Source organism: Actibacterium pelagium (assembly GCF_002285415.1).
Classification (GTDB): domain Bacteria; phylum Pseudomonadota; class Alphaproteobacteria; order Rhodobacterales; family Rhodobacteraceae; genus Actibacterium_B; species Actibacterium_B pelagium.
Genome location: NZ_NSBU01000005.1, coordinates 1 through 24,345, shown reverse-complemented (window position 1 = coordinate 24,345; position 24,345 = coordinate 1). Strand labels below are relative to the sequence as shown.

22 protein-coding genes, 1 tRNA gene and 1 riboswitch are annotated in these 24,345 nt (G+C 57.2%); of the genes, 3 read left to right on the top strand and 20 right to left on the bottom strand.

All coding sequences use genetic code 11. The features are described 5' to 3' along the window. Positions 1-6 precede the first annotated feature (6 nt). The 3 genes from CLM58_RS05125 to CLM58_RS05115 are packed head-to-tail and all read right to left on the bottom strand — an operon-like array spanning position 7 to position 2,683. Positions 7-441: a hypothetical protein gene (locus tag CLM58_RS05125; RefSeq protein WP_143226525.1), complete on the bottom strand. Its 435-nt coding sequence runs from the start codon at positions 439-441 to the stop codon at positions 7-9. Then, a complete protein-coding gene (locus tag CLM58_RS05120) occupies positions 441-1,154 on the bottom strand; it encodes a hypothetical protein (RefSeq protein ID WP_095594869.1) in 714 nt (237 codons plus the stop codon). The genes CLM58_RS05125 and CLM58_RS05120 overlap by 1 nt, the downstream gene beginning before the upstream one ends. Continuing rightward, positions 1,124-2,683 carry a caspase family protein gene (locus tag CLM58_RS05115; protein WP_095594868.1) on the bottom strand — a complete coding sequence of 520 codons (1,560 nt, stop codon included), beginning with the start codon at positions 2,681-2,683 and terminating at the stop codon, positions 1,124-1,126. The genes CLM58_RS05120 and CLM58_RS05115 overlap by 31 nt, the downstream gene beginning before the upstream one ends. Before the next feature lie 145 nt (positions 2,684-2,828). Further along, positions 2,829-2,977, top strand: a riboswitch (FMN riboswitch). Positions 2,978-3,047: 70 nt separating this feature from the next. On the opposite strand from CLM58_RS05115, the gene CLM58_RS05110 reads away from it, so the two are divergent. Next, positions 3,048-3,482 carry a 6,7-dimethyl-8-ribityllumazine synthase gene (locus CLM58_RS05110; protein ID WP_095594867.1) on the top strand — a complete coding sequence of 145 codons (435 nt, stop codon included), beginning with the start codon at positions 3,048-3,050 and terminating at the stop codon, positions 3,480-3,482. Here the strand turns inward: CLM58_RS05110 and CLM58_RS05105 are convergent. The 4 genes from CLM58_RS05105 to dapF all read right to left on the bottom strand — a co-directional run bounded on the left by CLM58_RS05105 (position 3,479) and on the right by dapF (position 6,918). After that, complete coding sequence (locus tag CLM58_RS05105) at positions 3,479-4,108, bottom strand: FMN-binding negative transcriptional regulator (RefSeq protein WP_095594866.1); 630 nt, start codon at positions 4,106-4,108, stop codon at positions 3,479-3,481. The genes CLM58_RS05110 and CLM58_RS05105 overlap by 4 nt on opposite strands. A gap of 94 nt (positions 4,109-4,202) precedes the next feature. Then, entirely contained in the window at positions 4,203-4,829 is a 627-nt protein-coding gene (locus CLM58_RS05100) for a glutathione S-transferase (protein WP_095594865.1), read from the bottom strand. Next, on the bottom strand, positions 4,826-6,082 hold the full coding sequence (gene mtaB, locus CLM58_RS05095; protein WP_095594864.1) for a tRNA (N(6)-L-threonylcarbamoyladenosine(37)-C(2))-methylthiotransferase MtaB: 1,257 nt from the start codon (positions 6,080-6,082) through the stop codon (positions 4,826-4,828). The genes CLM58_RS05100 and mtaB overlap by 4 nt, the downstream gene beginning before the upstream one ends. Further along, the gene (gene dapF, locus CLM58_RS05090; protein WP_095594863.1) at positions 6,079-6,918 is read right to left on the bottom strand and encodes a diaminopimelate epimerase; all 840 of its coding nucleotides are present in this window, start codon (positions 6,916-6,918) and stop codon (positions 6,079-6,081) included. Before dapF ends, mtaB begins: the two co-directional genes overlap by 4 nt. 108 nt (positions 6,919-7,026) lie before the next feature. Here dapF and CLM58_RS05085 point away from each other — a divergent pair. Together CLM58_RS05085 and speB are read left to right on the top strand one after the other, a co-directional pair. Continuing rightward, positions 7,027-7,102, top strand: a tRNA-Lys gene (locus tag CLM58_RS05085). A gap of 154 nt (positions 7,103-7,256) precedes the next feature. After that, positions 7,257-8,231, top strand: a complete 975-nt coding sequence (gene speB / locus CLM58_RS05080; RefSeq protein WP_095594862.1) for an agmatinase — start codon at positions 7,257-7,259, stop codon at positions 8,229-8,231. 32 nt (positions 8,232-8,263) lie between these two features. Here speB and CLM58_RS05075 read toward each other — a convergent pair whose 3' ends face one another. From CLM58_RS05075 to CLM58_RS17110, 13 genes are all read right to left on the bottom strand, one after another. Further along, positions 8,264-9,484, bottom strand: coding sequence for an aminopeptidase P family protein (locus tag CLM58_RS05075; protein WP_095594861.1), 1,221 nt, complete (start codon positions 9,482-9,484; stop codon positions 8,264-8,266). Positions 9,485-9,645: 161 nt separating this feature from the next. Beyond that, positions 9,646-10,857 carry an ABC transporter permease gene (locus tag CLM58_RS05070; RefSeq protein WP_095594860.1) on the bottom strand — a complete coding sequence of 404 codons (1,212 nt, stop codon included), beginning with the start codon at positions 10,855-10,857 and terminating at the stop codon, positions 9,646-9,648. 5 nt (positions 10,858-10,862) lie between these two features. Beyond that, entirely contained in the window at positions 10,863-12,134 is a 1,272-nt protein-coding gene (locus CLM58_RS05065) for an ABC transporter permease (RefSeq protein ID WP_095594859.1), read from the bottom strand. Positions 12,135-12,205: 71 nt separating this feature from the next. Next, on the bottom strand, positions 12,206-13,297 hold the full coding sequence (locus tag CLM58_RS05060) for an extracellular solute-binding protein (protein WP_095594858.1): 1,092 nt from the start codon (positions 13,295-13,297) through the stop codon (positions 12,206-12,208). A gap of 105 nt (positions 13,298-13,402) precedes the next feature. Next, entirely contained in the window at positions 13,403-14,503 is a 1,101-nt protein-coding gene (locus CLM58_RS05055) for an ABC transporter ATP-binding protein (RefSeq protein WP_095595201.1), read from the bottom strand. A 156-nt stretch (positions 14,504-14,659) separates the two neighbouring features. After that, positions 14,660-15,367, bottom strand: coding sequence for a maleate cis-trans isomerase family protein (locus CLM58_RS05050; RefSeq protein ID WP_095594857.1), 708 nt, complete (start codon positions 15,365-15,367; stop codon positions 14,660-14,662). After that, positions 15,364-16,509: a M24 family metallopeptidase gene (locus tag CLM58_RS05045; RefSeq protein WP_095594856.1), complete on the bottom strand. Its 1,146-nt coding sequence runs from the start codon at positions 16,507-16,509 to the stop codon at positions 15,364-15,366. The genes CLM58_RS05050 and CLM58_RS05045 overlap by 4 nt, the downstream gene beginning before the upstream one ends. Then, complete coding sequence (locus CLM58_RS05040) at positions 16,506-17,549, bottom strand: pyridoxal-phosphate dependent enzyme (protein ID WP_095594855.1); 1,044 nt, start codon at positions 17,547-17,549, stop codon at positions 16,506-16,508. The genes CLM58_RS05045 and CLM58_RS05040 overlap by 4 nt, the downstream gene beginning before the upstream one ends. Positions 17,550-17,646: 97 nt before the next feature. Then, the gene (locus CLM58_RS05035; RefSeq protein WP_095594854.1) at positions 17,647-18,513 is read right to left on the bottom strand and encodes an urea carboxylase-associated family protein; all 867 of its coding nucleotides are present in this window, start codon (positions 18,511-18,513) and stop codon (positions 17,647-17,649) included. Between the two features lie 133 nt (positions 18,514-18,646). After that, complete coding sequence (locus tag CLM58_RS05030; protein ID WP_198950955.1) at positions 18,647-20,158, bottom strand: HlyD family type I secretion periplasmic adaptor subunit; 1,512 nt, start codon at positions 20,156-20,158, stop codon at positions 18,647-18,649. 4 nt (positions 20,159-20,162) lie between these two features. After that, positions 20,163-21,836 (bottom strand): type I secretion system permease/ATPase, encoded by a 1,674-nt coding sequence (locus tag CLM58_RS05025; protein WP_269843635.1) that lies wholly within the window; start codon positions 21,834-21,836, stop codon positions 20,163-20,165. Between the two features lie 124 nt (positions 21,837-21,960). Then, positions 21,961-22,698 (bottom strand): SapC family protein, encoded by a 738-nt coding sequence (locus CLM58_RS05020; RefSeq protein WP_095594852.1) that lies wholly within the window; start codon positions 22,696-22,698, stop codon positions 21,961-21,963. A 75-nt stretch (positions 22,699-22,773) separates the two neighbouring features. Further along, positions 22,774-24,345, bottom strand: a 1,572-nt coding sequence (locus CLM58_RS17110; RefSeq protein WP_198950954.1) for an SdrD B-like domain-containing protein, incomplete at its 5' end; no start/stop codon positions are given.

Here is a 24,345-nt window from a genome sequence, read left to right as displayed (position 1 = left end):
TTTTTGTTAGCCTGACAACTTGGCAAGGTCTGCGCTCAACGCTTTGGCGTCTGTGATCGTCTTTCGCAGCGCGGCCAGATGTTCAGATTGAGTTCGCCCAGCCGGTTGCGCATTTAGGACGGACTGTACCCTTGCCTCGGTACCTGCATCCAAGGACCCTGCAGCGTTTCGCTGGTTCAGGATTCGCAGCTTCAGCTTGGCCAGCTCACTTCGCGCCGAAGAAATCTGCGAGGACAAGCGGGCCTGTTCGGTTGCAAGAGCCTCGTTCCGGGCCTCTGCCTCGTCCACTGATTGCTCACGCTCGGCAATGCGGCCCTCATAGGTGCCAGAGCTGATGCCCGACACACCGTTGAAAAACCCGCCCTCTGACGGATCGTCGCTAGTTACGCAGCCTAGAAGGCCAAAGGCTGCACCAGCAAGAAGTAGAGCTTTCAAGTGCATCATGCTTCTCCCAAGGATTGTGACAGGTCTTGTGCGATGGCTTTCATCGCCGCGATCTGTTCAGAAAGGGCTGCCAATTCGGGATCAATCGGCGACAATGTCTCGTTTCCGGCGAGGGTCAGTCCACGTGCCTCTCCAAACTCTACCTGACGGTTCGTGGCCCCGCTGATGGCCTTCTCCATCTCGGCCAGATTGGCCTGTGCCTGTGTTACTTCAGCCCCAAGGTCTGCGGACACATCTTCACCAGCCGCCGCCCTTGCCTGAAGTGCCGCCAGTTCGGCCTTCTGAACGACAAGCACGTCGCGCATCACATTGATCGTGGTCTGCATTTCAATTGCGTTCTTGTCGAGGTCTTCCTTGATGGCATCCAACCGGCGTTCACGACGAATATATTTTCGCTGAATGAAGGCAACATATGTACCTGCAGCCGCCCCGGCGAACAGGCCAAAGTTTGCCCCACGACGCGCGCTATCACCGCTGCCACCGCTAAGAACAAACCCTCCACCACCGCCAACGGCAGCCCCGGCAATCGCGCCTTCCAGTATTGTCTTCTGCATAGCTTCCGCTTGCTGGCGTAAAAGTTGTTCGTTCTGCGCCATGGTCAAAGCCGGCTTCGCCTCGGGCTCGGGGGTTGTCGTGTTACAGGCCGAAAGCGCCAGAGTGGCTACAAGCGCCGCGGAAATCAGTTTTCGGAAATAAGGTCGGTCAGCCATGAGTAGCTTCCTTTAGTGGCTTCGTCAGAATCCTTGACGTGCTTCAAAAATAAATTGGCATCGCTCAGCAACTGTCGGTTCGTCTGCCCGATATTCCGAGAGCGATCTACGCCACCAATCAATGCGGGTGATGCCTCTTCCGGAACAAAGGACACGGCCCGCTTGAGAATGTCGTCATAGTAACTGCGCGAGTTGTCGAGCCGCCGCAGAATGTCAGCACGGGCAAGGCGGATGTCGCCCACATCCTTCTCTGCTTGCTCCAAGATCGGCTTGGCGGCCTCGTTTGCCTCGGCGATGTCACGTATCTTGTTCAGGGCGTCTTCGGCAATGCCAAGGGTTCCCTCTACGCTGCGCAACGCAACGATGTCAGTGCGGATACGTTGCAGGGTCGTTGCAGCCAAGAACATCGACACGCGAGTGGCATCGGTGAACAGCTGTTGCGCACTGGCGCCACCGGGGTCAGGCAGTTGCGCGCGATAGCTATCCAGCGCTGGCACCAGATCGGCCTCAACTGCGCGGGTCAAGGGGTTTTGAGACGGCAACAGACCAAGCGCGGTCAGCGCGTCTGCCACCTGTGTCGGGTCGGACGAGGCCAGCAGGCCCAGACTGTTGCCTTCGCCCGACATTCTGTCCGGCTTCACAAGCGCTTTGATCCGGTCGGATGCGAAAGAGGCGAACATCCCGTCGGGAAACGCGATCAAATAGTCCTGAAAATCTGCGGTATCGGTGCTGGCAGCAATCTGCCGCCAACGATCAATCTCTGCCTTGAAAGGATCCTCACCAGCGGTCGTTGCGATAGCGGGCACAAGATAGTGCTCTCCCAAGACCGCCTCCTCCACCCATGGCACTTGCTGGCCTCGGGTTTCCAGAACCACCTGCTGGCGCACACGTCCTAGCACCAGCCGAAGATCAATACCCGGAGTGCTCAGGTGTTTTAAAAGTGCCTCGGTAAAGACGCTGTTTTCACCCACGCCGTCATAGGCCACGTTGCCCGGGTCGGTGGCATAGGCCACCAGAAGACCTACGCCACCCCGTGTTCGCACCAACCCCTTGTCCACAAGTCCTGCATCGCTGAAAGGGTTATTACGGCAAGCGTCCAGCATCAGGATTCCAATCTCGGGATTCGCAGCCGCCAGCGCTTCGCGGACTCGCGACATGGGTAAAGAGCTGCGGCGCACCATGTCTGTATCCAGCGCCTGCAATTCTGTTCCGATCAGCAGGTTATCGCCACCGATTTGAACCCCGTGTCCTGCATAAAAGAATAATGCCATCTCGGCACCGTTAGCCTGATCCGCAAAAGCGCTTAACGCGGCCTCCATTCCGGATAGGTCCTGATCCACGGCCTCGTAGGTAGTGAAACCCAGCGCCCGCAACGTCGCGCCCAAGGCATCTACATCGTTCGAGGGGTTGCGCAACGACATCTCTGGCCGATCATAAATCGAATTCCCGATCAGCAGTGCCACGCGCTCGCCAGCGCTGGCTGCGCTAGCGATCACACCAAACAACGTGACGAGCCAAGCACGTCTCATTTGTTTAAAAAAATGTCTCAAAACAAATTCATCCCGAATCCTCGCCCAAGTCTAAACCGGCATCATGCGCTGGCAAAGCCCCGCGGCACTCCTTGGTCCGCCTGCTTACCCCTCTTGCTGTCTCTGACGGGAAGTGCGACAAGGTCGCTGTTCTCAGGGCGGGGTGAAATTCCCCACCGGCGGTATACGGGGTACGCCCCGTCAGCCCGCGAGCGCCTTTGCCCCGGCAAAGGGTCAGCAGATCTGGTGAGAGGCCAGAGCCGACGGTTACAGTCCGGATGAAAGAGAACGACAGGGCGCGCCTTCCGGGCGGGTTCCTGTTCGTTATCGCCTTGGGTGACGTGTCAAACCGAAGGAGATAGCCATGACACACACCCGATATGCGTTCATCAAAGCCAACTGGCACGCAGATATCGTCGATCAGGCCCTTGCGGGCTTTACCGAAATCATTCCCGCCGAGCAGGTCGATGTTTTCGACGTTCCCGGCGCATTTGAAATGCCCCTTCTGGCCCGTGATCTGGCCGAGACTGGCCGCTATGGTGCAGTCGCAGCCGCCGCCTTCGTCGTAGATGGGGGCATCTATCGCCACGATTTCGTCGCCCAAGCTGTTGTGGACGGCTTGATGCGCGCCAGCCTTGATAGTGGCGTTCCGGTCCTGTCAGTCTCTCTGACGCCGCACCAGTATCAGGAAACCGATCATCACAACGCCATCTACCGCGCCCATTTCGTCGAAAAAGGCCGCGAGGCAGCCCGCGCAGCCCTAATGGTTGGAAAAGCACGCGCCTCGCTGGCGGCTTAAGCCTGTTTCTCTGGCGGCTCTGCCATCAGCGCCGCCAGTTCTGACAAGGCGTTGCCGATCCCATGTTCGGCAACCGCCGTCCCCGCGCGCAGGCGGACCTCATCCGTTTTGTTCTGGTTCAGCTTCCACGTGCCATCGACGTCCGCGATGCGCAGGCGGAAGGGCAGGATCTGGCGGATCATCTTGGCCAAGGGCTCTTCCCCCATTTTATCCAACAGCCATTCCGGCTTCGGCGCGAGCTGTTCTTCAAACTGATGCGACAGCTCTTCCAGATGCGGACGCAGGTCTTTCGGCGGCAGGGGCTCTAGCATCCCGGTCAAATGCACAGCGACATAGTTCCAAGTGGGGACTTGATCTGGGGTCTCATACCAATCGGGCGAGATGTAGGAATGCGGGCCAACCACGGCCACGGTTGCTGGCGTAGACTCTTTGACCAACCGCGCTATGGGATTTGAGCGCACAAGATGCATTCCCACCGTGCGCGCAATTTCATCCAGAACAAAGGGCACATGGCTGATCAGGGGTGCGCCTGCTGTCGAGACGACCAGCGTGCCAAACCCGCGCGCCTTGGCGAAAGACAGGTTCAACTGATCGGGGCGGTTACGGAAGATGGGGTTGGGATGCATGGGTCGGGCCTTGTGACGGGTTGATCGCACCCTGCAGAATTTACCCGAATTGCGCCCACCGCCAACCGGAATTCCAACGTCCTGACGGTGGACCCTAAGTCGCGGGGAAGATCACCGACGTGTCGCCCGGGGACCAGAAAGCATACTTGGGCATGACCTGCGCAAACCGATCCGAGGTCAGAAAAGCCTCTAGCCACGCCGCCAGATGCGGCCAGTCCTGAGCGTCAAACCACGGCTTGTCCGTAAAGGCAAACTGGCGAACGAAGGGCAGGATTGCGAAATCGGCCAGCCGAGGCTGATCGAAGATCGCACCGTTTTCCTGCCTTGCGTTCAGGTCCCGCAGAATGGCACTGGCGGTGTCGCGTTCGGTCATAGCGTCGGCATCGACAAAGCGCGTGTGGTACTTGTATCGATCGAGCGCGGCTTTGAAGGGCCCGTCGAACAGGGTGATCAGGTCCATCCCCTCGGACGGCATATCAAGCCAGCCTTCGGGATCATGCCGCCGCAAGGCCCAGAGCATGATGTCGAGGCTTTCGTCGATCACCTGATCCTCTGTCTTGAGGCAAGGAATAGTCGCCGAGGGAGATGTTTGCAGGAACTCTTCTGCCTTGTCCCGCAGCAGGACCTCGCGCAGTTCGACCTGCTGGCCTGAGACCGCCAGCGCTAGACGGGCGCGGATGGCATAAGGGCAGCGGCGAAAGCTCCACAAGATCGGGGTCATGCGATCAATTGGGTGTCGCTATGGGCGCGGATGGCGGTGGTGACGATCTGGCCCTCTGGCTGATCCGTCTCAAAAGTCACCTCGGTGAACTGCTCGGTCCGGCCCATTCGCGGGTTTTCCAGCAAAACGTGATGAGTCCGGCCAATCTGACCTTCCAGATGCCGGCGCACCTGTGCAGCCCCTGCCTGACGCAGCCGCGCGGCGCGCGCCTTGATATCGTTGCCGTTTACTTGCGGCATCCGGGCCGCAGGGGTTCCCGGGCGCGGGCTGTAGGGGAAGACATGCAGCCACGTCAGGTCGCACTCTTCCACCAGCTTAAGCGAGTTCTCGAACATCGCTTCGGTCTCGGTCGGGAAACCGGCAATGATGTCAGCGCCAAAGGTCATGTCGGGCCGCAGCTTGCGCGCCTCTTCGCTGAACCGGATCGCATCGTCGCGCAGGTGGCGACGCTTCATCCGCTTCAGGATCATGTCGTCCCCGGCCTGTAAAGACAGGTGTAGGTGTGGCATCAGGCGCGGCTCTGTCGCGATCGCCTGCATCAGGTTCTCATCCACCTCGATCGAGTCGATAGAACTGATCCGAAGACGCGGCAGATCCGGCACCAGCTTCAGGATGCGCATGACCAGATCGCCCAGCTTTGGCTCGGCCGGAAGGTCAGCCCCCCAAGAGGTCAGGTCAACACCGGTCAGCACAACCTCGTTGTAGCCCCGGTCCACCAGACGTTTGATCTGGTCTACCACGACGCCTGCAGGAACGGACCGAGAATTCCCGCGGCCATAGGGAATGATGCAGAAGGTACAGCGATGGTCACAACCGTTTTGCACTTGCACATAGGCGCGGCTGCGGGTGCCGAACCCGTCGATCAGGTGACCTGCGGTTTCCGTGACCGACATGATATCGTCGACTTGAACCTTCTCGGTCTCGCCGACGAAATCGGGACCTTTCATCGCGGCCCAGGTCTCGGGTTGCATCTTCTCTGTGTTGCCGATGACAAGATCGACCTCGGCCATCGCAGAGAAGGTCGCCGGTTCGGTCTGCGCCGCGCAGCCAGTCACGATCACCTTGGCGTCGGGGTGATCCCGGCGCAGCTTGCGGATCTCTTGCTTGGACTTCCGCACGGCCTCTGACGTTACCGCGCAGGTGTTCACCACCACGGCATTGTCCACGCCATGTTGCTCTGCCAATTCCTTCATCGCCTCGGTTTCATAGGCGTTTAGGCGGCAGCCAAGAGTGGTGAACTTCGGAGCTGTCATTCAAGCCCTGCCAAAAACTCTGGGCTCAACTCGGCGCTAAAGACATGTGCGGTGGGACCGGCCATCCAGACCCCATCTTCGCGCCAATCCAGCGACAGCCAGCCACCGTCCACTTCCATCTCGACCGCGCGATCTGTCAGCCCACGCAGATGCGCCGCTACGGCGGTCGCACAGGCCCCCGACCCACAGGCAAGGGTAATCCCAGTGCCGCGTTCCCAGACACGCATCCGAATCTCGGACCGGCTGCGAACCTCCGCGAATTCCACGTTGGTGGCTTCGGGGAACAAAGGATCATGCTCTACCCGGCTGCCCCAACCCGCAACATCAACATGCGAGACGTCATCGACGAAGAAGACGCAATGCGGATTGCCCATACCCACGCCAACCGGATCACCCTCTAGCGGCAAATGCTGGACATCGACCTTGTGCGACAGAGGAATATCCTGCCAATCCAACTGCGGCGGCCCCATATTCACGCGCACACGGTTGTCATCGGTGCGTTCAGCATAAAGAAGGCCGCGTGAGGTACGAATGTTTAGCGACGATTTCCCGGTGTCCTGCATAACCAAGTCAGCAACACAGCGTGTTGCATTCCCGCAAGCACCAGCAATGCTGCCATCGCTGTTCCAGAAGGTCAGCGTAATGTCACTGTCATCCCCGGTGCCGATCTCGGCCAACTGGTCAAACCCAACCCCGCGATGCCTGTCGCCAACGGCCTGCGCAAGCGCATGGTTCGTCACAGGCTGACGCCCGCGCGAGTCGATGACAACGAAGTCATTCCCTGCCCCATGCATCTTGTGAAAGGGCAAGCCAGAGGTAAGCAGTTTCTGTTGCATGAGCGGGCATATAGACCTCCTGCGGAAATGAATCCAGAGCCGGACTAAAAAACTGCAAAAATGTGCTTGACCCCCCCGGGGGCTTCTCATAGATGGGGGGCCTCAAGTGGGCCGTTAGCTCAGTTGGTAGAGCAACTGACTTTTAATCAGTGGGTCGCAGGTTCGAATCCTGCACGGCTCACCACTTCACCAAGGGCTTAGCCAGCAATGGCTAAGCCCTTTGTCTTTTCGACGTCGGTGTAAGCCCCCCTCCCTTAGCTGTTTGCTCTCTTTCTGAAGACGTACGGGTTCGTTCAGTCTAGATTGGTCGAAACGGTATAGATTACAGGGCCCACATTATGAGCACGCACGGATATTCGGACGGACGCCTTAACCTGCCTTTCGTAGGCCTCTCTACCTTTGGTAAATCGCCCTACGTCGAAGATTGGGATCGGATCGACGCTGATGTGGCTGTCCTAGGTGCCCCTTTCGATTTCGGCACACAGTGGAGGCCCGGAGCACGCTTTGGCCCCAGGGCAGTGCGTGAAGCATCGACTCTGTTTAGCTTTGGTCATGCAGGGGCGTATGACCACGAGGACGATGCCACCTATCTCGATTCGTCGGTGCGCATGGTCGACATCGGGGATGCAGATATCATCCACACCAAGACGGATGAGAGCCATGAGAATATCGCCCTAGGTGTACGCAAAATCCTAAGCGCCGGGGCCCTGCCGGTGGTTATCGGCGGGGACCATTCGATCAACATACCCTGCGTGAACGCCTTCGCAGACGATTGTGCCGCGAATGGGCCAATTCATGTGGTTCAGATCGATGCGCATCTTGATTTCGTGGACGAACGCCATGGCGTTACAGCAGGGCATGGCAACCCGATGCGCCGCGCCATCGAAAAAGATTACGTCAGCGGCATGACCCAGCTTGGCATCCGCAATGTCTCATCCACTGCAAAAGAGGGGTACGAGGACGCACGAGCCCGAGGTTCAGACATCCTGTCCGTAAGGCAGGTTCGCAAGCTTGGCACAGAAGGTGTGCTGGACCGGATACCCGCTGGCGCCCGATACTATGTCACCATCGACATTGATGCCTTCTGCCCATCGATTGCAGCGGGCACTGGAACACCCAGCCACGGCGGATTTCTGTACTATGATGTGCTGGAGATCCTGCAAGGGCTTGCCCAGCGCGGAGACGTTGTCGGCATCGACCTTGTCGAGGTTGCGCCAGCCTATGACCCAACAGAAAGTACGCAAATACTTGCGGCCCAGCTTCTGTTGAACTTCATAGGGTTCATCTTCCACGAGCGGGCCAAACGGGCCTAGGTGGGAACGGGCGTTACGCCCGTTCCAAGATCTTATGCCTGGATGATGTTGTGCTCTGGCCCATATGGGAAGCCGGTGATGTTTTCGGCACCGTCCTCGCCAACGACCAGAATGTCGTGTTCGCGATAGCCGCCTGCACCGGGCTGGCCTTCCGGGACCCAAAGCATCGGCTCGATAGACACAACCATCCCAGGTTCCAGCACGGTGTCGATGTCTTCGCGCAGTTCAAGCCCCGCCTCGCGGCCGTAGTAATGGCTAAGGATGCCGAAAGAGTGACCGTAGCCGAACGAACGGTATTGCAGCAGCCCTTCGTCGGCGAAGAACCGGTTGATCTCTTCTGTGATACCGGAACAGGTTGCGCCGGGCTTGATCAGGCTAAGACCCAGCTCATGCGCGCCGACATTGGCCTTCCAAAGGCGCAGGCTGTCTGCGTCCGGCTCTCCAAGGAAAAGCGTGCGTTCGAGCGCCGTGTAGTACCCAGAAATCATCGGGAAGGTATTCAGCGACAGGATATCGCCGGGTTTGAGCGCTCGTTTGGTAACCGGGTTATGGGCGCCATCCGTGTTTAGGCCTGACTGGAACCACACCCAGGTGTCGCGATACTCTGCATCGGGATAGGCGCGGGCAATCTCTGCTTCCATCGCGTCGCGTCCGGCCATGGCAATCTCGATTTCGGTCGCACCTTCCCGGATCGCGGCATGAATGGCCGCGCCACCGATATCCGCGGTGCGCGCACCACCTTTGATCAGTTCGATCTCTTCAGCGGATTTCACCATGCGGGCGGCCATCGTGTTGGGCGCTATATCGACCAACTCGGGCTGGCCAAGCATTTTCAATGCTGCGTCACGGGCCGCGAGCGTCATGTGGTCGCCTTCGATACCAATCCGCTTGGCGTCGCCAATCAGGTCGAAGACCGCGCGCCAGTAGTTGTCGCGCTTCCAATCGGTGTAGATCACGTTTTCTTCGACCGAGCGGCGCCAGGGCTGACCCGCGTCAATGTTGGCCGAAACCGTGGTGCAGCTGTCTTGTGTGACCACACAGCCGTAGGGGCGCCCGAAAGAGCAATACAGAAACCCAGAGTAGTAGGCGATGTTGTGCATCGACGTCAGCAGCACAACCGGAATGTCGCGCTCTGCCATGATGGCGCGCAGGGCTGTAAGGCGACGGTCGTATTCGCTTTTGCTGAAAGGCAGCTTGGCCTTCTCGCCATTGTGGCAGGTGAAATACTCGGGGCGATTTGAAAGGTCTGTCATGTCTGGTCTCTCTTCTTTGCCGGATGTGCAAAACCCGGCCACATGACCCGGCGTACAGGTCAGGCGGTCTCGGGGTCCGAGAGCCGAACACCTCCTTTAACGTCGTGACGCCATCGCGACAGGAGTGAACGGATTTTTGTTAGTTCAACGACTGATTTCCGTCAAGACGGGCTGAGACCACGCAGCCGTTCGGACCGCCGGCGAAGCAGTTCAACGGTTGTCAGAAGCGCGATCGAGATCACGACCAGAATTGTCGCCACCGCAAGGATGGTTGGGCTAATCTGTTCGCGCAGGCCTGTGAACATCTGCCAAGGCAGGGTCTTCTGGCTGGCAGAGCCAACGAACAGAATGACCACGACTTCGTCGAACGAGGTAATGAAGGCGAATAGTCCGCCCGAGATCACCCCCGGCAAGATCAATGGCATCTGGATCGAGAAGAAGGTTTTGACCGGACCAGCCCCCATGTTCGCAGCAGCGCGGGTCAATGACCGGTCAAAGCCGACCAAGGTTGCCGTCACAGTGATGATCACAAAGGGAATGCCCAGCACCGCGTGCGCAAGGATCACCTTAAGATACCCCACAAAGTTCTTGTTCATCCCCAGCGTTCCCTCAAGGAAACGGCCAATGTCGCTGTAGAAGAAGAACATACCGGTGGCAGAAATAATCAACGGCACGATCATCGGTGAGATCAGTACAGCCATGATGGCCCGGCGCCCGGGAACATGAGACTGGCTAAGTCCGATCGCTGCCAAAGTGCCAAGAGAGACCGAAATGATCGTCGCGATCGGCGCAATGATGAGCGAGTTTTTGAAGCTGCGCTGCCATTCATTGTTGTTGAAGAAATCGCGATAGTGTTTCAGCGAATAGCCTTCCGGATCCAGACGCAGCATCTCTGGTGTGAAGGTAAAGAAGTCTTCCGCGTTGAAGGAAAGTGGCAAGACCACAAGAATGGGCGTGATCAGGAACACGAAAATTGCACCGCAAACCACACGGAAACCATAGTGCCATAACACCTGACCAGAGGTCATGTAGGGCAGCAATTTGCGACGGTAACGCCCTTCGTATAGCCAGTAGATGAAGAAACCGAAGAACCACCCGGCGAGCAAGCCCAGTACAGCGCCCATTGCGCCACCGGAAACGAGCCCAAGAACACCGAACAAAGCAATGGTGATCCAGCGGGCCATACGCTCGTTCTTGAGAACAGTGATATAGACCCAAGCCAGAGCCGCCAAAATGGCTGCCCCGCCAATGATGCCAAGGAAGACCGAACCGTTTCCTGCGCCAACGAAGATACCAAAGAACGCACCGGCCGCGGCCACAGCCGGGATGACCATTGAAAGCGGTTTGCGCGAAATCGGGGTGAGTGCTGCCATGATCTTTATCCCAACTTCACGTTATCGATGCCGACGATCTTGTCGTAGACCCAGTAGAGGAGCAGCACGACCGCCAGAAGTATGGTCCCAAGGGCCGCTGCGAGGCCCCAGTTCAGCGATGATGAGATGTGATACGCGATCCGGTTCGAGATGAAGACACCTTTGGTGCCGCCAACAATCTCGGGCGTGATATAGTAGCCAATCGCAAGGATGAAAACGAGGATCGACCCCGCCCCGATACCGGGAATGGACTGGGGGAAATAAATACGCCAGAACGTCGTCCAGTTTGTTGCCCCCATGGATTTCGCAGCCCTCGTATAATAGGGCGGAATGGTCTGCATGACCGAATACATCGGCAAAACCATGAACGGCAAAAGAATGTGGGTCATCGCTACGATCGTACCGATCTGGTTGTTGATGATCACAAGTCGAGCATCATCAGCGACCAACCCCAGCCAGACGAGCGTATCGTTTATCACCCCCTGTTGCTGCAGCATGACTTTCCACGCTGACGTTCGCACAAGTAGTGACGTCCAGAACGGTAACAAAACTAGGATCATTAGCAGGTTGGAAACCCGCATTGGCAGATTGGCCAACAGATACGAAATTGGATAGGCCAGAAGGATACAGGTGCCCGTAATGACCAGCGACATGAAGAGCGTTCGGCCGAACAGCTTCACAAGGATTTGCTTGTCTTCAGGTTGCGCTTGGGCCCCTTCGGGCGTTCGGCGCATATCCACCGCGTTCAGGAAATAGCCGTTTGTAATCTTGACCGAATGGGTCTTGATCACACGCCAAGTTTCCACATCGCCCCAGCCATCGTGAATGTCGATAACCTTGTCTTTGAAAGGACCGTCGGTTGCCGGATCCAGCTTCTTGAATTGTCGCCCGGACTTTCGGAACAGCGACGACATCCCGGTTTCTTCATAGTTCAAACGCGACCCTAGGCGGGTGTGGATCTTGGCCTCGACCGCAGCGACCATATCATGGGTCAGGGCGTCGTAGACGGGTTCGTCAGGCAACTCGCCCGAGGTTTCATCCCACTCGGCAAGGGCTTCAACTGTCAGGGGAAGGGTGTCGGAAACGATGCTATTCTCGACGGATCGAAACAGCATCGATGCAATTGGCAAGACAAAGGAAAGAAGGACAAAGACCAAAAGCGGTGCAATCAACATCAGCGCCCGCATCTTTTGGCGTCTGAGCGAGCGTGCCAGCGATAGTTTCAGTGGCGTTCCGTCAGCGGCCAGCATGGGCCCGGATTGGCTTGCGTCAGTCATTTCTGTCCCTTCGGTCTGGGCGAGGGGCCGGTCGGGCGGCCCCTCGCCGATTTAGTAGAACCCGTTAGGGATTATTGAGCCAACCAGGCCTGGAATTTCGCGTCGATGTCGTCGCGATAGTCAGCCCAGAACTCGAAGTTGTACAGAACAGCGGTTTTCGAGTTCGCCGGGTCGGTCGGCATATGTGGTGCCATGTCGATGCCAAGGTCAGCGTGCTTGCCAACCAGCGGCGCCGAAGAAGCACGAGCCGGACCGTAAGAGATATACTTCGCTTGATCTGCCAGACGCTGAGTGTCAGTCGCGAAATAGATGTAGTCCAGAGCACGCTGCTTACGCTCTTCGCTCAGGCCGGCAGGAATGATCCAACCGTCAAGATCGAACACCTGGTAATCCCAGAGCATGGCAACCGGCTGGTTCTGCTCTTCGATGACGCTGAACAGGCGACCGTTGTAGGTCGAGCCCATCACAACTTCGCCGTCGGCCAGAAGCTGCGGAGTGTCGGCACCAGCCGACCACCAGACGACGTCGTCCTTGATGGTGTCCAGCTTGGCCAGAGCGCGGTTTTGACCTTCTTCGGTTTCAAGAACGTCATAGACATCCTCGGCGGCAACACCGTCACAGACCAAAGCCCATTCGACATTGTTGATCGGGCGCTTTTCCAAGGACCGCTTGCCCGGATAGGTTTCGGTGTCAAAGATGGCGCAAACGCTGGTCGGCGGTGTGTCACCAACCATGTCAGTGCGGTAACCGAAGGTGGTCGAATAAACGATCTGCGGAACGAAGCATTCGCTGACCAGAAGATCACCAAAGTCATCTGCGGCTGATGTACCGTCCGGTGCTGGCGCAAGCTGCGTGTCCGGATCGATTTCCATTGCAAGGCCTTCGTCGCAAAGACGCATCGCGTCGGCGGCGACAACGTCAACGACATCCCAAGTCACGTTGCCAGCTTCGTTCATGGCGCGAAGCTTTGCGACGGCTTCGTTAGAGCTGTCGTCGTTGATGATGGTAACACCAGTTTTTGCGGAATAGGGCTCGTGATAGGCCTTCAGCTGCGATTTGGAATATGCGCCGCCCCAAGAGACGATTGTCATCTCCTGCGCCATTGCGCCCCCGGCGACAGTCGCCAGAGCGGTTGCAATCACTATAGATTTGAGTGGTTTCATATTTTGTTTTCTCCCGTTGGGTCCGTGTTTATCTCAACGGCTGGCATAGGGACCCTTGCCAGCAAATCCCCAATTAAAAACGCGTTTGGGGGACGCGATCTCGTTTTAGGCGTCCAATGCCCGGCAATCCTGCGGCAACCAGCCGATTTCAATCACTTCACCAGGCTTCAGCTTTACAGCGTCGGGCGCGTTTCTTGTTTTGACGATGAATTCATCATTGCCAGCGACCGACATGCGGAAGCGGAAGACATCGCCCATGTAAATGAACTCTGTGACGGTGGCTTTCAAAGTATGCGCATCGTCATGCAGGCGGTCTTTGTTGAACTCCACCCGTTCTGGACGGATCGACACCGTTGTACGTTCGCCGGGTTGGCTGACATTGACGGGTTTCGCATCGATCTCAGAGCCATCCTCTAGGGTGACAATGCATGTGTCACCGCTGATCGACTTTACGACACCCTGAAGCGTGTTGTTCTCGCCGATGAACTGGGCGACGAAACTGTTTTCAGGTTCTTCGTACAGCTGATCAGGCGGTGCCAGTTGCTGAATGCGCCCGTCATCAAACACCGCTACGCGGTCAGACATCGTCAAAGCTTCGGTCTGGTCGTGGGTCACATAGACGGTCGTGATGCCCAGCTCGTGGGCGAGGCGCGTAATTTCGAACTGCATGTGCTCGCGCAACTGTTTGTCCAAGGCACCAAGCGGTTCATCCATCAAGACCAGTTCGGGCTCAAAGACAAGTGCACGGGCCAAGGCGATACGCTGCTGCTGACCGCCGGACAATTGGGCCGGGCGTCGGTTTCCAAAGTCGCCCATCTGAACCATGTCCAGAGCACGCTTAACCTTGGCTTCGCGATCGGACTTGCCGATTTTGCGAACCTCAAGCGGGAACGACAGGTTTTCTGCAACCGTCATATGCGGGAACAGGGCGTAGTTCTGGAACACCATGCCGATCCCCCGCTTATGCGGCGGAATGTTGTTGATCGGTTGTCCGTCCAACATGATCTCGCCATGCGTTGCCGTTTCAAAACCGGCCAGCATCATCAAGCAAGTCGTCTTGCCAGAGCCGGACGGCCCCAACATTGTCAGGAACTCGCCCTTGGGCATCGCAAGGTTCAAATCCTTCACGACGAGAATCTCGCCGTCATAGGATTTCTGGACGCGTTGAAATTCGACGAACGCGGCGTCGTTGGAATTATCGGCCACAAGGCCCCCCTGTTTCGTCATTTGATTGCCCGGTTAATCCAGGTCTTTCATTTGATCGATTACGGTCATTAAAGGACATGGACCTCTGTTGAAGCAACCCGGAATTTTGTCAGGCTTCCCTAACGTCATGCTGGTTTATGCCTTTTGTTCAGCATTTTAAGCCGAATTTAGGCACTGCATGTGCCACGCAAGGCACTGGTTGCTGGATAGAACAGGCTTGGAAATCAGAGCCCGAATCTGTGGAATCGCCGCTAAGGTTCGCAAATTTGTGCAGCTCATGAAGACAGCCTCGACGGATGGATCACGGCCCAACTCGCAGGCCGCTTCGACGATGGAGCTGACCGAAATCCGTGCCACCTTGGCTTCTTCGGACTCGCCAAACGAGCCGAACACATCGGTTGAAAGCCCCTGCTGATCAAAGGCCGCGCGCAAGGTTTCATTGACCTCTTCGACATAGGGGGAGAGCAAGGCAAGCTTTGACACCCCCAGATCGCCCGCGCACGCCACCGCTGCCCGAAGCGGGTTTGTCACAACAGCAACGTCGCAGGTCTCTTGCACCAGTTCTTCGACCCGTTCCGATCCAATCACCGAACTTGCGGAGGTGCAGGCATAGCCAACAACCTTGTAGGGTCGCGCCTTCGGAAGAAGATCGGCGGCGGCCGGAAGGGTAACCTCCATCTCGGCCAAAGAGTCTGTCGACACCTCTGCCCCGCTTGGAATGCGCGAGACGTAGATCGGGCATTTGCTGTCTGAAAAGTATTCGTGAAACTCTGGTTCCAGCGTCTCGTCCACCTGCAACACGATCAGGCCTAGCGGTGACAAATTGGGGTCATCCAAATCCAGTTTGTAGCGAAGCAGGGTCATAGCTCTGGCAGCTCCGGCCCAATTCGCGAACTAAGGAAACGCGCGCCCTTTTCGGTGACAACGATGTTCTCTTCATGGACGAGTATCCGGTCGTTAACCGCAATGCCCGGTTCGAGGGTCAGCACCATTCCGGCCTCTAGCCGGGTGGAATCCGTGGGGATCAACGACGGCCATTCGGTCAGGGACATGCCTAAGCCATGGCCCAACCGCCCTGCATCGGTACCTTCGGCTTCGCCCGAAAGCACATCGTTCATTGCGTGAAACAGATCCGCAGCCGTTGCGCCGGGTCGTGCGACCTGAAACGCGGCCTCGGACGCTTCCACAAGTCGCGCGTGAGCGGCCCGCACCTCTGCACTTGCCGGTCCAACAGACCAATTGCGGTCGAAGTCGCAGAAGTACCCATCATATACCAGCCCGGTGTCCAACATCAGGACGTCACCTGCCACCAACGGCGCGGAAGTTGCAGGCGATATCACGTCCGAGTATCCGCCTTGCCCTGCGCCGCCAGCAAGATAGGGGACCCAATCAGCCCCCTCTTCCAGACATAGCATCTGAAACTTTCGAAAAACCCTTTCCAGCGGTTCGCCTTGCCTTGCGATTTCCGGAACACGCGCAAATGCCCGCCCGCCAATTGAACAAGCGGTTTCAATCTTTTCTATCTCGGCAGGAGATTTGATCATCCGCATCGCTTTCATGATCCCATGATCGCCAGCGATTGTTCGTTTACCCAAGGACCTTCGAAGCCGATCAAAGTCCGCGATCGGCATGCGCAAATGGGTCTCGTGACCGTCGGGAATGCCGACCACTCCGACAACCGGGGTCAGCTCGCCCAAAGTGTCGGCAAGCAATGAGATACCGTCATCCTCAAGGTCAGGGGCGCTCCAAGTTCGGATATCGTCTATCCATGTCTGCCCCATTAAGTCTGCGCCTATCGAGGGGATCACCGCGACTGGCTTGCCTTGGGAAGGCACGACCAAGAACCAAGGTCTGGTTGGGCTCTCCCAAAACCGGGTCAGAAATCCCGTGAAGTAGCGCAGCTCAGGTTCTGTCGTCAGCAGCAAGGCCGACACCCCATGTTCGGCCATCATCGACTGAGCGCGTCTTGTCCGCGCCTCGAACTCAGAGCGCGCGAACCCTCTCATTCCGCAACCTCGGACAGTATGCACAAAACGCGGCTTTCTGGACCGATGCCCAAAGCCTCTTGCACGTCAGGTCGCATGGCGGCTGCGATGCCTGCCCCGCCCGATGCTGTTGTGGAAAGCCCGTGTTGTTCCAGCACTGGCAGCATTTCCAGTACTTCATCATCCGACAACGTCAGGAACTTGTCGGCATCTCGGGCCAACCCGTTCAAGGCAATGAGCGATGGCTCTTTGCAGTCAAGCCGGCCCATGATGCTGTCCGGACCATCTGCAAAGGTGCTTTTGCCCGCCGAAATGCTGGCCTGTAACGCGGGGGCGGCATCTGGTTCCACGATGATAATCTGCGGTTCGTCGCCCCAAGCCTTACGAGCATAAGCCGCCGCTGCGCCGGCCATTCCACCCACACCCGCCTGTAGGAAAATATGGGTTGGCACCGCATCACATTGGGTGACGGCTTCAGCGGCCATTTGCAGGTAGCCTTCCATCAAGAGGTGCGGAAGATCAACGTAGCCGTCCCACGAACTATCCGAGAGGAGTGTCCAGCCATTTGCATTTGCGGCCTTCATCGCGGCCTCTATGCTGGCGGCATAATCTGCCCCATCTCGCACCACCGTTGCATTTTGCGCTTTCAAGCGCTCGGCGAAGGTCTCTGGCACGGTTTCGGAAATGAAAACAACGGCCTGCGCGCCGAACACTTTTGCGCCTGCGGCGACGCTCATGCCGTGGTTGCCAGCGCTCGCGGTGACATAGGTTCTTCCCCGTAACGTGGTTGCATCAGGGGTGGGCGATGCGGCGACGGCGTGGGTGGCGATGACATAGGCCGCCCCCAACGCCTTGAACGACCCAAGGTTCATCCGCTCGCGTTCGTCTTTGATCCAAAACTTCGCAACCGGGGCCAAACCTGTGGCATCCACCAACGGCGTTTCTTTTGCCGCCGGACATCGCGAAAGCAAAGCACCAACCTTGCTTGCCTCAACCGACGGATATGGGGCATTTGCGGCTAGTTTTGCGCCAGACCGATGGGGATTGTTCAGGATGTACATGCTGCGATCTCCATTGTCTGATCGCCTGACGAAAACTCACCGAGGGATTTGAGTCAAGAAATTGCGCGCAAAACGAAAATGCTGATCGCCTTTGATACTACTTCGTTCCGTGGGATCGGTCGTAACCGGACGGGGCCGATATTCTATGAGCCGCGCGCGCTTCTTCACCGGGATCGAACACTTCGACCAACAAAGGGTAGCAAGCGGCCGCATCAGAAGAATGCTCTTGCGAGCAATCCCCGCCGGGGCATGCCGAAAGCCCCATGATCAGGTCGATCTCTGCATAGAACTCTAGGTAGTCACCCGGTCGTACGGGGCTTGCTTTCATGAAATATTGCCCTGTGTCCCGGGTGAAACCGGTGCACATGAAGACATTCAAAACGTCATGCACATGCCGCTCTGCCTCGTCCAGCGAAAGATCGCAGTGCTTTGCAAGGGCGCGCGTAAGGTTCGAGTGGCAACAGTAGTGATAATCGTCATGCTGCAAAAGGTGGTGAGTGTAAGGATCGCATCGCGTGCCAATCACGTCATGCACAGACCCTCCGAATTCATCGAAGCCATACCAGTCCAATGTGTCAGCCGTGATGGTTGCCATCGGACGCATGTTGGGAAAAGTTGACCAAAGCCGATCCCCTGTCGAGACATGCGTCCCGTGCAATGCGCGCGTCTTACCCGAATAGAAACGCTCGGTCAGATCCGATTTGCTCCACAGGTTCATGTCTCCGACTTGCGCCCCTTCGATTGAAGAAATGCGAAAGAAGGTTCCTGCAGGAACGTCACAGCACCCGGCATCTCGTGGTGCTACGATCAACTCGCCCGTCTTTTCTGCTTGGGTACGAAGCGCCTGAAGAACCCCCAGATTGGGGTTTGGGAGTGTTTCCGGTGAATAACAAATCACCGGCGAAATTGACTTACGATCTTGTGCGTCGGCAGGGGGTGAAAAGTGTGGATTGAGTGGTTTCATGTCTACCTCTGAACCATTTCTATTGGCCCCGCCTCAAAGCGCGTCGACGGAACTTAACCACCTCACATCAAGGAAAGAAAGACTGCGACTGTCTGGCTCGGGTGTTTGGGCCGCCCGAAGGCAGGCACCAAGATCAGCTTTCGCGGAAGGACCCCCGCAAACTGTCCGAGAAGGGCTTCAGAAGATAGTCCAGCATGGTCCGCTCTCCGGTCAGGATCATGACATCCGCGGGCATACCCACCATCAGCTCGACCTCTTCGGCCAAAGCCGCCAGCTCATCGGCATCCACAAAGACCTTGGCCAGGAAATATGGCTCTCCGGTGCGATCATCCACCAGACGGTCGGCAGAGACGCTTTGAAGCGTTCCATAAATCCTCGGCAGGTTGCGCTGCGCATAGGCCGTCAGCAGAACCTGAGCGCTCATCCCCGGATAAACCGTGTCGATGTCCTGCGGGCTGACCCGCGCATCGACAATCATGGTCGCATTGTCCGGTACGATATCCAGAATCTCGCCACCCGGACGCAGGATGCCGCCGGCTTCGGTGGTGACACGGATGTTCAGGACCTGACCCGCAATCGGCGCTGTGACCGTGGTGCGCTCAAGGGCGTCGGCGCGTTCCGGTATCTGTGACCGGATCGTCGCCAGTTCGGTCCGCACGCGGCTAAGCTCTTCGTTCACCTCTTCGCGCGACTGCTGGCCGATCGCGTAAAGCTGAAGCTCTGTTTCACCGATCTGCTGACCCAAGCGCGCAATCGAGGCCCGGTTGGCGGCCCGCTCTGCCTTCAGGTCGGCCTCTTGTCGTTGAAGCGCGAGGTACGGGGACAAGCGCTGCAAACCCTGATCGTAAAGTTCCTTGGTCGCCTGAAGTTCCTGACCGATCAGGCCCAACTGTTCGTTCTGGGCTGCGATGACCTCTTCAAGGCCGGTAATCTCTTCGTTCAACTGGTCGATGCGTTTGGCAAGGATGCGGGCGCGCGCGTCCTGCGTTTCCCGGCGGCTTTCGAACAGCTGCCTCTGACCACGGCTCGCCAATTCGACCTGCGCCGAAGCGGCTTCGATCAGATCAGCGGGGAAGTCGAAATTGATGGTGTCGCGATCATCCGCCTCGGTCAAAAGCCGCGCCTCGGTCGCCAGAAGGAAGATCATCCGTTCCCGCAACTCGTCCAGCCGCGCAAGAGCGCGGACGTTTTCCAGCGTGATCAGCGTATCGCCTGCCGCGACTGTTTCACCTTCGCGCACATGGATGCGCTGGATGATCCCGCCTTCCAGATGCTGCACCGTCTTCCGAGAGCCATCCGGACTGACCACACCCGGCGCCAGTGCGGCGCTGGAAAGCGGCGCATACCACGACCACACCCCAAGAACCCCGAAGAACAGCAGGGCAACGCCATAGCCAAGTATCCGGGCACCACGGGTCTGACCGGACAGCGGCTTGCCCGAAACCGTCTTTCTGGCGGGCCGGACAAGGGACAGCAGCAGCACAAGAAAAATCACCGCCAGCAGGAAGACACCTGTCCCCACGGCAATCTCTGTCGTGGTCAGGGGCGCATCCATCGAATTGGCCGCGGTCACCTTGCGCCAAATACCAAACAGCATTTCATTCAGATGGTTAAGGTCGGATTTGATGGCATCCCAATTCATCATGAAACTATTCCGCCGCTTCTTTTGTTTGGGTCGGGGCTGGGCGTGGCTTCGCCATCATCTCGCGCAGCACTTCATCCCGATCACCGAACTTCTGCAACGTGCCGTCCTTGATAACCGCAACCTTGTCCACCTGCCGCAAGAGGCTTGGCACGTGGGTCACGACCACCACGGTTTGCCCAGCCTTTTTCATTCCGGCCAATGCATGTTGCAGCGCGATTTCACCATTCCCATCAAGGTTAGAGTTCGGCTCGTCCAGAACGATCAGGCTTGGATCATCATAAAGCGCGCGCGCCAAGCCGATCCGCTGTTTCTGCCCTCCAGAAAGCTGGTCGCGAAACTGACCCAGTCTCGTCTCATAGCCCTCTGGCAACGCAAGGATCATCTCATGCGCACCAGACTTCTTGGCGGCCGCCAAAACCTTGGCGTCATCGACGTCACCCATGCGGGCAATGTTCTCGGCCACGGTGCCAGTAAAAAGCTCTACCTGCTGCGGCAGATAGCCGACATAGCGTCCGCGTTCTTCGCTGTCCCACTCTGCCAGCTCTGCCCCATCAAGGCGGATTTCACCGAAGCTGGGTCGCCACGCACCAACCAGAAGGCGGCACAGGCTGGACTTGCCACTGCCAGAAGGGCCCAGAACCCCGCAAAGCTGCCCCGGCTCCAACTGCAAACTGACCGACTTCACCAAAGGCGCGCGCGTATCCGGCGCGAAGTAGCGCAGATCCTTCACGAACAACTTGCCATCTGGCTTGGGCAGCGACACCCGCTTGGTCGGTTCCTTGGTGGCGCGGAACAAAGCCTCCAACCGGCGCGAAGCCAACCTGTAGGACCCAAATGCCTTCCACGCGGAAATCGCCCGCTCGACCGGCGACAAGGCGCGCGCCAAAATAATTGAGGCGGCGATCATCCCCCCTGCCGTCAACTCTGTCATCAAAACCAAAGCCGCGCCTGCCCCCAGAATAGCAATCTGCAACCCAAGACGGATTGCCCGCGACAGGTTGAACAGAACTGACGACAACTCTGTGGCGCCAGCCCCTTCCTGATCCGCCACATCGCGAGACGCCTGCCACCGCGCCAGCACAGACCCGATCATGCCCATGCCCGTCAGAGTCTCGGCGTTTTCAACAAAAGCCTGAGCATCGTTTTGAACTTGCCGCAGCTTGACATTGGCTTCGGCCTGCCGCCGTCGCGTGACCAGATCGTTCAGAACCCCAATCAGGAACAACACGATGGCCCCGGCAACAGCGATCACACCCAATACCGGGTGCATCATCCAGATCACAGCAATGAAAACCGGCGTCCAAGGCGCATCCAGAAACGCCAGAATTGCGTCACCGCCAATGAAATTCCGAATGTCCTGAACATCCCCAAGCCCCGCCGGACTTCGCCCCGTTTCCAACCGGTCCGAGATCGACCTGCGGATCACCTCGGGCGACAGTTCGGCAGATATCCAAGCTCCTGTCCGCGACAGGACCTTGCGACGGGCAAATTCCAGAAATCCGTAGGTCACGATCGCCAAAAGCGCGATCACCGACAGCCACATCAGCGTGTCGAACGATCCACTGGCCAGCACCCTGTCGAACACCTGAAGCATGTAGACGGAAGAAGCCAACAACAAAAGGTTGGCCAAAAAACTTAGCAAAAACAACCCCGTAGAATGTTTTCGCCCGGCCCGCATGGTCTGCGCGAACAACGTAGGTTGCGCCATTGGGAATACCTTTCAACTCAAATACATCGGTATTCTAGGTAAGAAATGCGCTTCTGTCAGGAGGCTCTTCTCCCTCCTGTAACTTGGTGTGGCATCAATTGAGCGTGGCGTTCGGTGTTTCTCCAATCCGCGAAGCCAATTCGCGCAGGTTTTTCATGCTGGCTAACTGAAGATAAATCAGCTCCAAAGCACCAGAGTCCTGCAATGCTTTCAGGTCTTCGGCAGGTAGCTCTTTCAGGGCCGTTCTGTCCACTGCCAGTAGCCCAGAAATTCGCCGTTCTTCACCCGATGTATTCTTCAAAATGGCCCGCATGGGTTTCAGCAGTTCGTGCTTTTGAAGCTCAGCGTTGAAAGCCTTAGTACGCAAAGCCCCGCTCGCGAATTCCGTCACCATCTTCTGGGCAGATGTCACAAGATCGCTCGCCTCGCCGTCTTCACCAAACAGCGCCACTCCTTTTCCTTCGGTATTTATACCCGGAAAATCTTCCGCAATACACAGAACGCCCCGGCGCTCTTGGCCCTCTCCGCCCATCATCGCCGCAAAGGGATATTGACGCAGAACGGCCGGAACATAATCGGCGGCCCAAGTACCGTCGGCATTGAGATATAGGTTCTCCCCTTCCTTCAGCCCCAAAAGAGCCACCAGTGCAACATTTCCGCCCTTCTCGACAAATGCCAACGCATAGTCGGAAATGAGGTTGGGGATTTCTGTCACAAGGGTTGGCACAAAGGCCATGCCCTTTGTAAAATCATATCCCATACCGGTTTCAAGGTAGGTTTCACTGTGCTGCTCTTTTGACAAAGGGGCAGCGTTCTTAAGTAAATTCAACATACTCTTCTCACTCTAACTCGTTCAGTAATAAAAGGGGCCACACGGGTCGAATTGATCCGACCCGTGAGATAAGTTTTAGGCAACGGAGTCGTAATTCTCTTCTGCAGCGAAGTAAGACAGGGCTGTAGTGGTTCCACCATTGTCACCATCGAAGGCAACGTAGAAACCGTCCAATTCACCTGAGTTGTTCCAGCCGTCGAGCGCGTTGTGGATTTCAGAACCGCTTACAATCTCGTCCCCGTTTCCGTCAATGCCATCCGGATTAAAGCCGTCGTGCCAAGCCGATTTTTTATGTTGGGGGCTAGCTTCATCATAGTAATAGTTGAGGTAAGCAATGGCCTGATCAATCCAATATTCGGCAGTTTCAAACGACTCCCCATCTTCTGGAGCCGTCTGATATTCGTTACCCGCCATCACGTTCAGCCAGGCTGCGACAAGGTCACGCTCAATCAGTTCAGTTTTTCCCCAATCCTTATTTTTACCTCGGTCCTTTGTACCATCCAAACCATAACCTTGCAGCGCGTAGAGGGCCTCAGTCAGTGTCACTCCCTCTCCGTCTTTATACCAATCTTCCCCGCTATCGTTCCCGTCGAAGTTCCAGTCACCGATCAGTAACAGAAGATCGTCTGGGTCCGTCGCCGCAACGCGATCCCAATAGTCAGGGTCCCCACCATCGACATATTCACCATTAGCGTCGAAGTTGCCGCCATAGTTCATGACGATCACATCATTCTCGGCGAACTCAGCTCCTTCTTTCTCCTCGGTGTTACCCGTACCGGGGATAATGCCATCATTATCCGGGTTGCCATCCCAGTACGTCTGTCCCAACTGACCCTGCCAGAAGCCCGGAGTCCGAACACCCGGCCCGTCGATCTGGTCATTGCCAAAGAGGAGCAAGTTATCTTCCACGTCGGTGATCACGACTTGACCGGACGTATCGACGACCACTTTGAAGTAGCCATCTCCAAATGCATCAGGTGTCGTTTGAACATACCCTGCCAGAAGTTGCTCTTTGACGAAGTAAGTGCCTGCCATCAGACCGTCGAATGACCAGTATCCGGTCTCGTCAGAAACAGTGCTGTCTATTGCTGTAGTTTCATTAAAGATGCCGTCCCCATCGTCTTTGTACAGCAGGATGGTCCAACCCTGGGCCCCAGACTCGCCGCCTTCGGCCGTGATTTCGTCTCCGTCGCGAATACCGTTGTCATTAGTATCGACGAAGTCCCAAGTACCGCTACGATCCAGATCCCAGAATTTGTAGCCTTCAATACTGGCCAACTCGAAGTTCGCAAAGTCCAGGTTCGACTGGTCATTGCCAGAGGTGCCGTCGATCTCGTAGCCCGAAGCACCCACCGTCTGCACATAGCCATCCGGCAGAACCTCGTAGACCGTCTTTTCGTCGTAGGTCCAGTCCAGATCCGTGAACGACCACGTGCCATCATTGGCCGTCACCGTCCAGCGATCCCCTTCGCCTGCGTCCCAGACACCGTTCTCCTCACCTTCGGTATCCGTCCAGTCAAACTCGCCGTTGCCATCCAGATCAATGAAGATCGTCACACCACCAAGGCCAGGCTCTCCATCTTCAATCGAGCCGTCACCGTCCAAATCGTCGAACTTCGTACCATCAATGTCGAACAGCTCGAAGTT

Coding starts and splice junctions, on each gene's coding strand:
- CLM58_RS05125 (WP_143226525.1), bottom strand. CDS start 441: ATGCACTTGAAAGCTCTACTTCTTGCTGGTGCAGCCTTTGGCCTTCTA.
- CLM58_RS05120 (WP_095594869.1), bottom strand. CDS start 1,154: ATGGCTGACCGACCTTATTTCCGAAAACTGATTTCCGCGGCGCTTGTA.
- CLM58_RS05115 (WP_095594868.1), bottom strand. CDS start 2,683: ATGAGACGTGCTTGGCTCGTCACGTTGTTTGGTGTGATCGCTAGCGCA.
- CLM58_RS05110 (WP_095594867.1), top strand. CDS start 3,048: ATGACACACACCCGATATGCGTTCATCAAAGCCAACTGGCACGCAGAT.
- CLM58_RS05105 (WP_095594866.1), bottom strand. CDS start 4,108: ATGCATCCCAACCCCATCTTCCGTAACCGCCCCGATCAGTTGAACCTG.
- CLM58_RS05100 (WP_095594865.1), bottom strand. CDS start 4,829: ATGACCCCGATCTTGTGGAGCTTTCGCCGCTGCCCTTATGCCATCCGC.
- mtaB (WP_095594864.1), bottom strand. CDS start 6,082: ATGACAGCTCCGAAGTTCACCACTCTTGGCTGCCGCCTAAACGCCTAT.
- dapF (WP_095594863.1), bottom strand. CDS start 6,918: ATGCAACAGAAACTGCTTACCTCTGGCTTGCCCTTTCACAAGATGCAT.
- speB (WP_095594862.1), top strand. CDS start 7,257: ATGAGCACGCACGGATATTCGGACGGACGCCTTAACCTGCCTTTCGTA.
- CLM58_RS05075 (WP_095594861.1), bottom strand. CDS start 9,484: ATGACAGACCTTTCAAATCGCCCCGAGTATTTCACCTGCCACAATGGC.
- CLM58_RS05070 (WP_095594860.1), bottom strand. CDS start 10,857: ATGGCAGCACTCACCCCGATTTCGCGCAAACCGCTTTCAATGGTCATC.
- CLM58_RS05065 (WP_095594859.1), bottom strand. CDS start 12,134: ATGACTGACGCAAGCCAATCCGGGCCCATGCTGGCCGCTGACGGAACG.
- CLM58_RS05060 (WP_095594858.1), bottom strand. CDS start 13,297: ATGAAACCACTCAAATCTATAGTGATTGCAACCGCTCTGGCGACTGTC.
- CLM58_RS05050 (WP_095594857.1), bottom strand. CDS start 15,367: ATGACCCTGCTTCGCTACAAACTGGATTTGGATGACCCCAATTTGTCA.
- CLM58_RS05045 (WP_095594856.1), bottom strand. CDS start 16,509: ATGAGAGGGTTCGCGCGCTCTGAGTTCGAGGCGCGGACAAGACGCGCT.
- CLM58_RS05040 (WP_095594855.1), bottom strand. CDS start 17,549: ATGTACATCCTGAACAATCCCCATCGGTCTGGCGCAAAACTAGCCGCA.
- CLM58_RS05035 (WP_095594854.1), bottom strand. CDS start 18,513: ATGAAACCACTCAATCCACACTTTTCACCCCCTGCCGACGCACAAGAT.
- CLM58_RS05030 (WP_198950955.1), bottom strand. CDS start 20,158: ATGATGAATTGGGATGCCATCAAATCCGACCTTAACCATCTGAATGAA.
- CLM58_RS05025 (WP_269843635.1), bottom strand. CDS start 21,836: ATGCGGGCCGGGCGAAAACATTCTACGGGGTTGTTTTTGCTAAGTTTT.
- CLM58_RS05020 (WP_095594852.1), bottom strand. CDS start 22,698: ATGTTGAATTTACTTAAGAACGCTGCCCCTTTGTCAAAAGAGCAGCAC.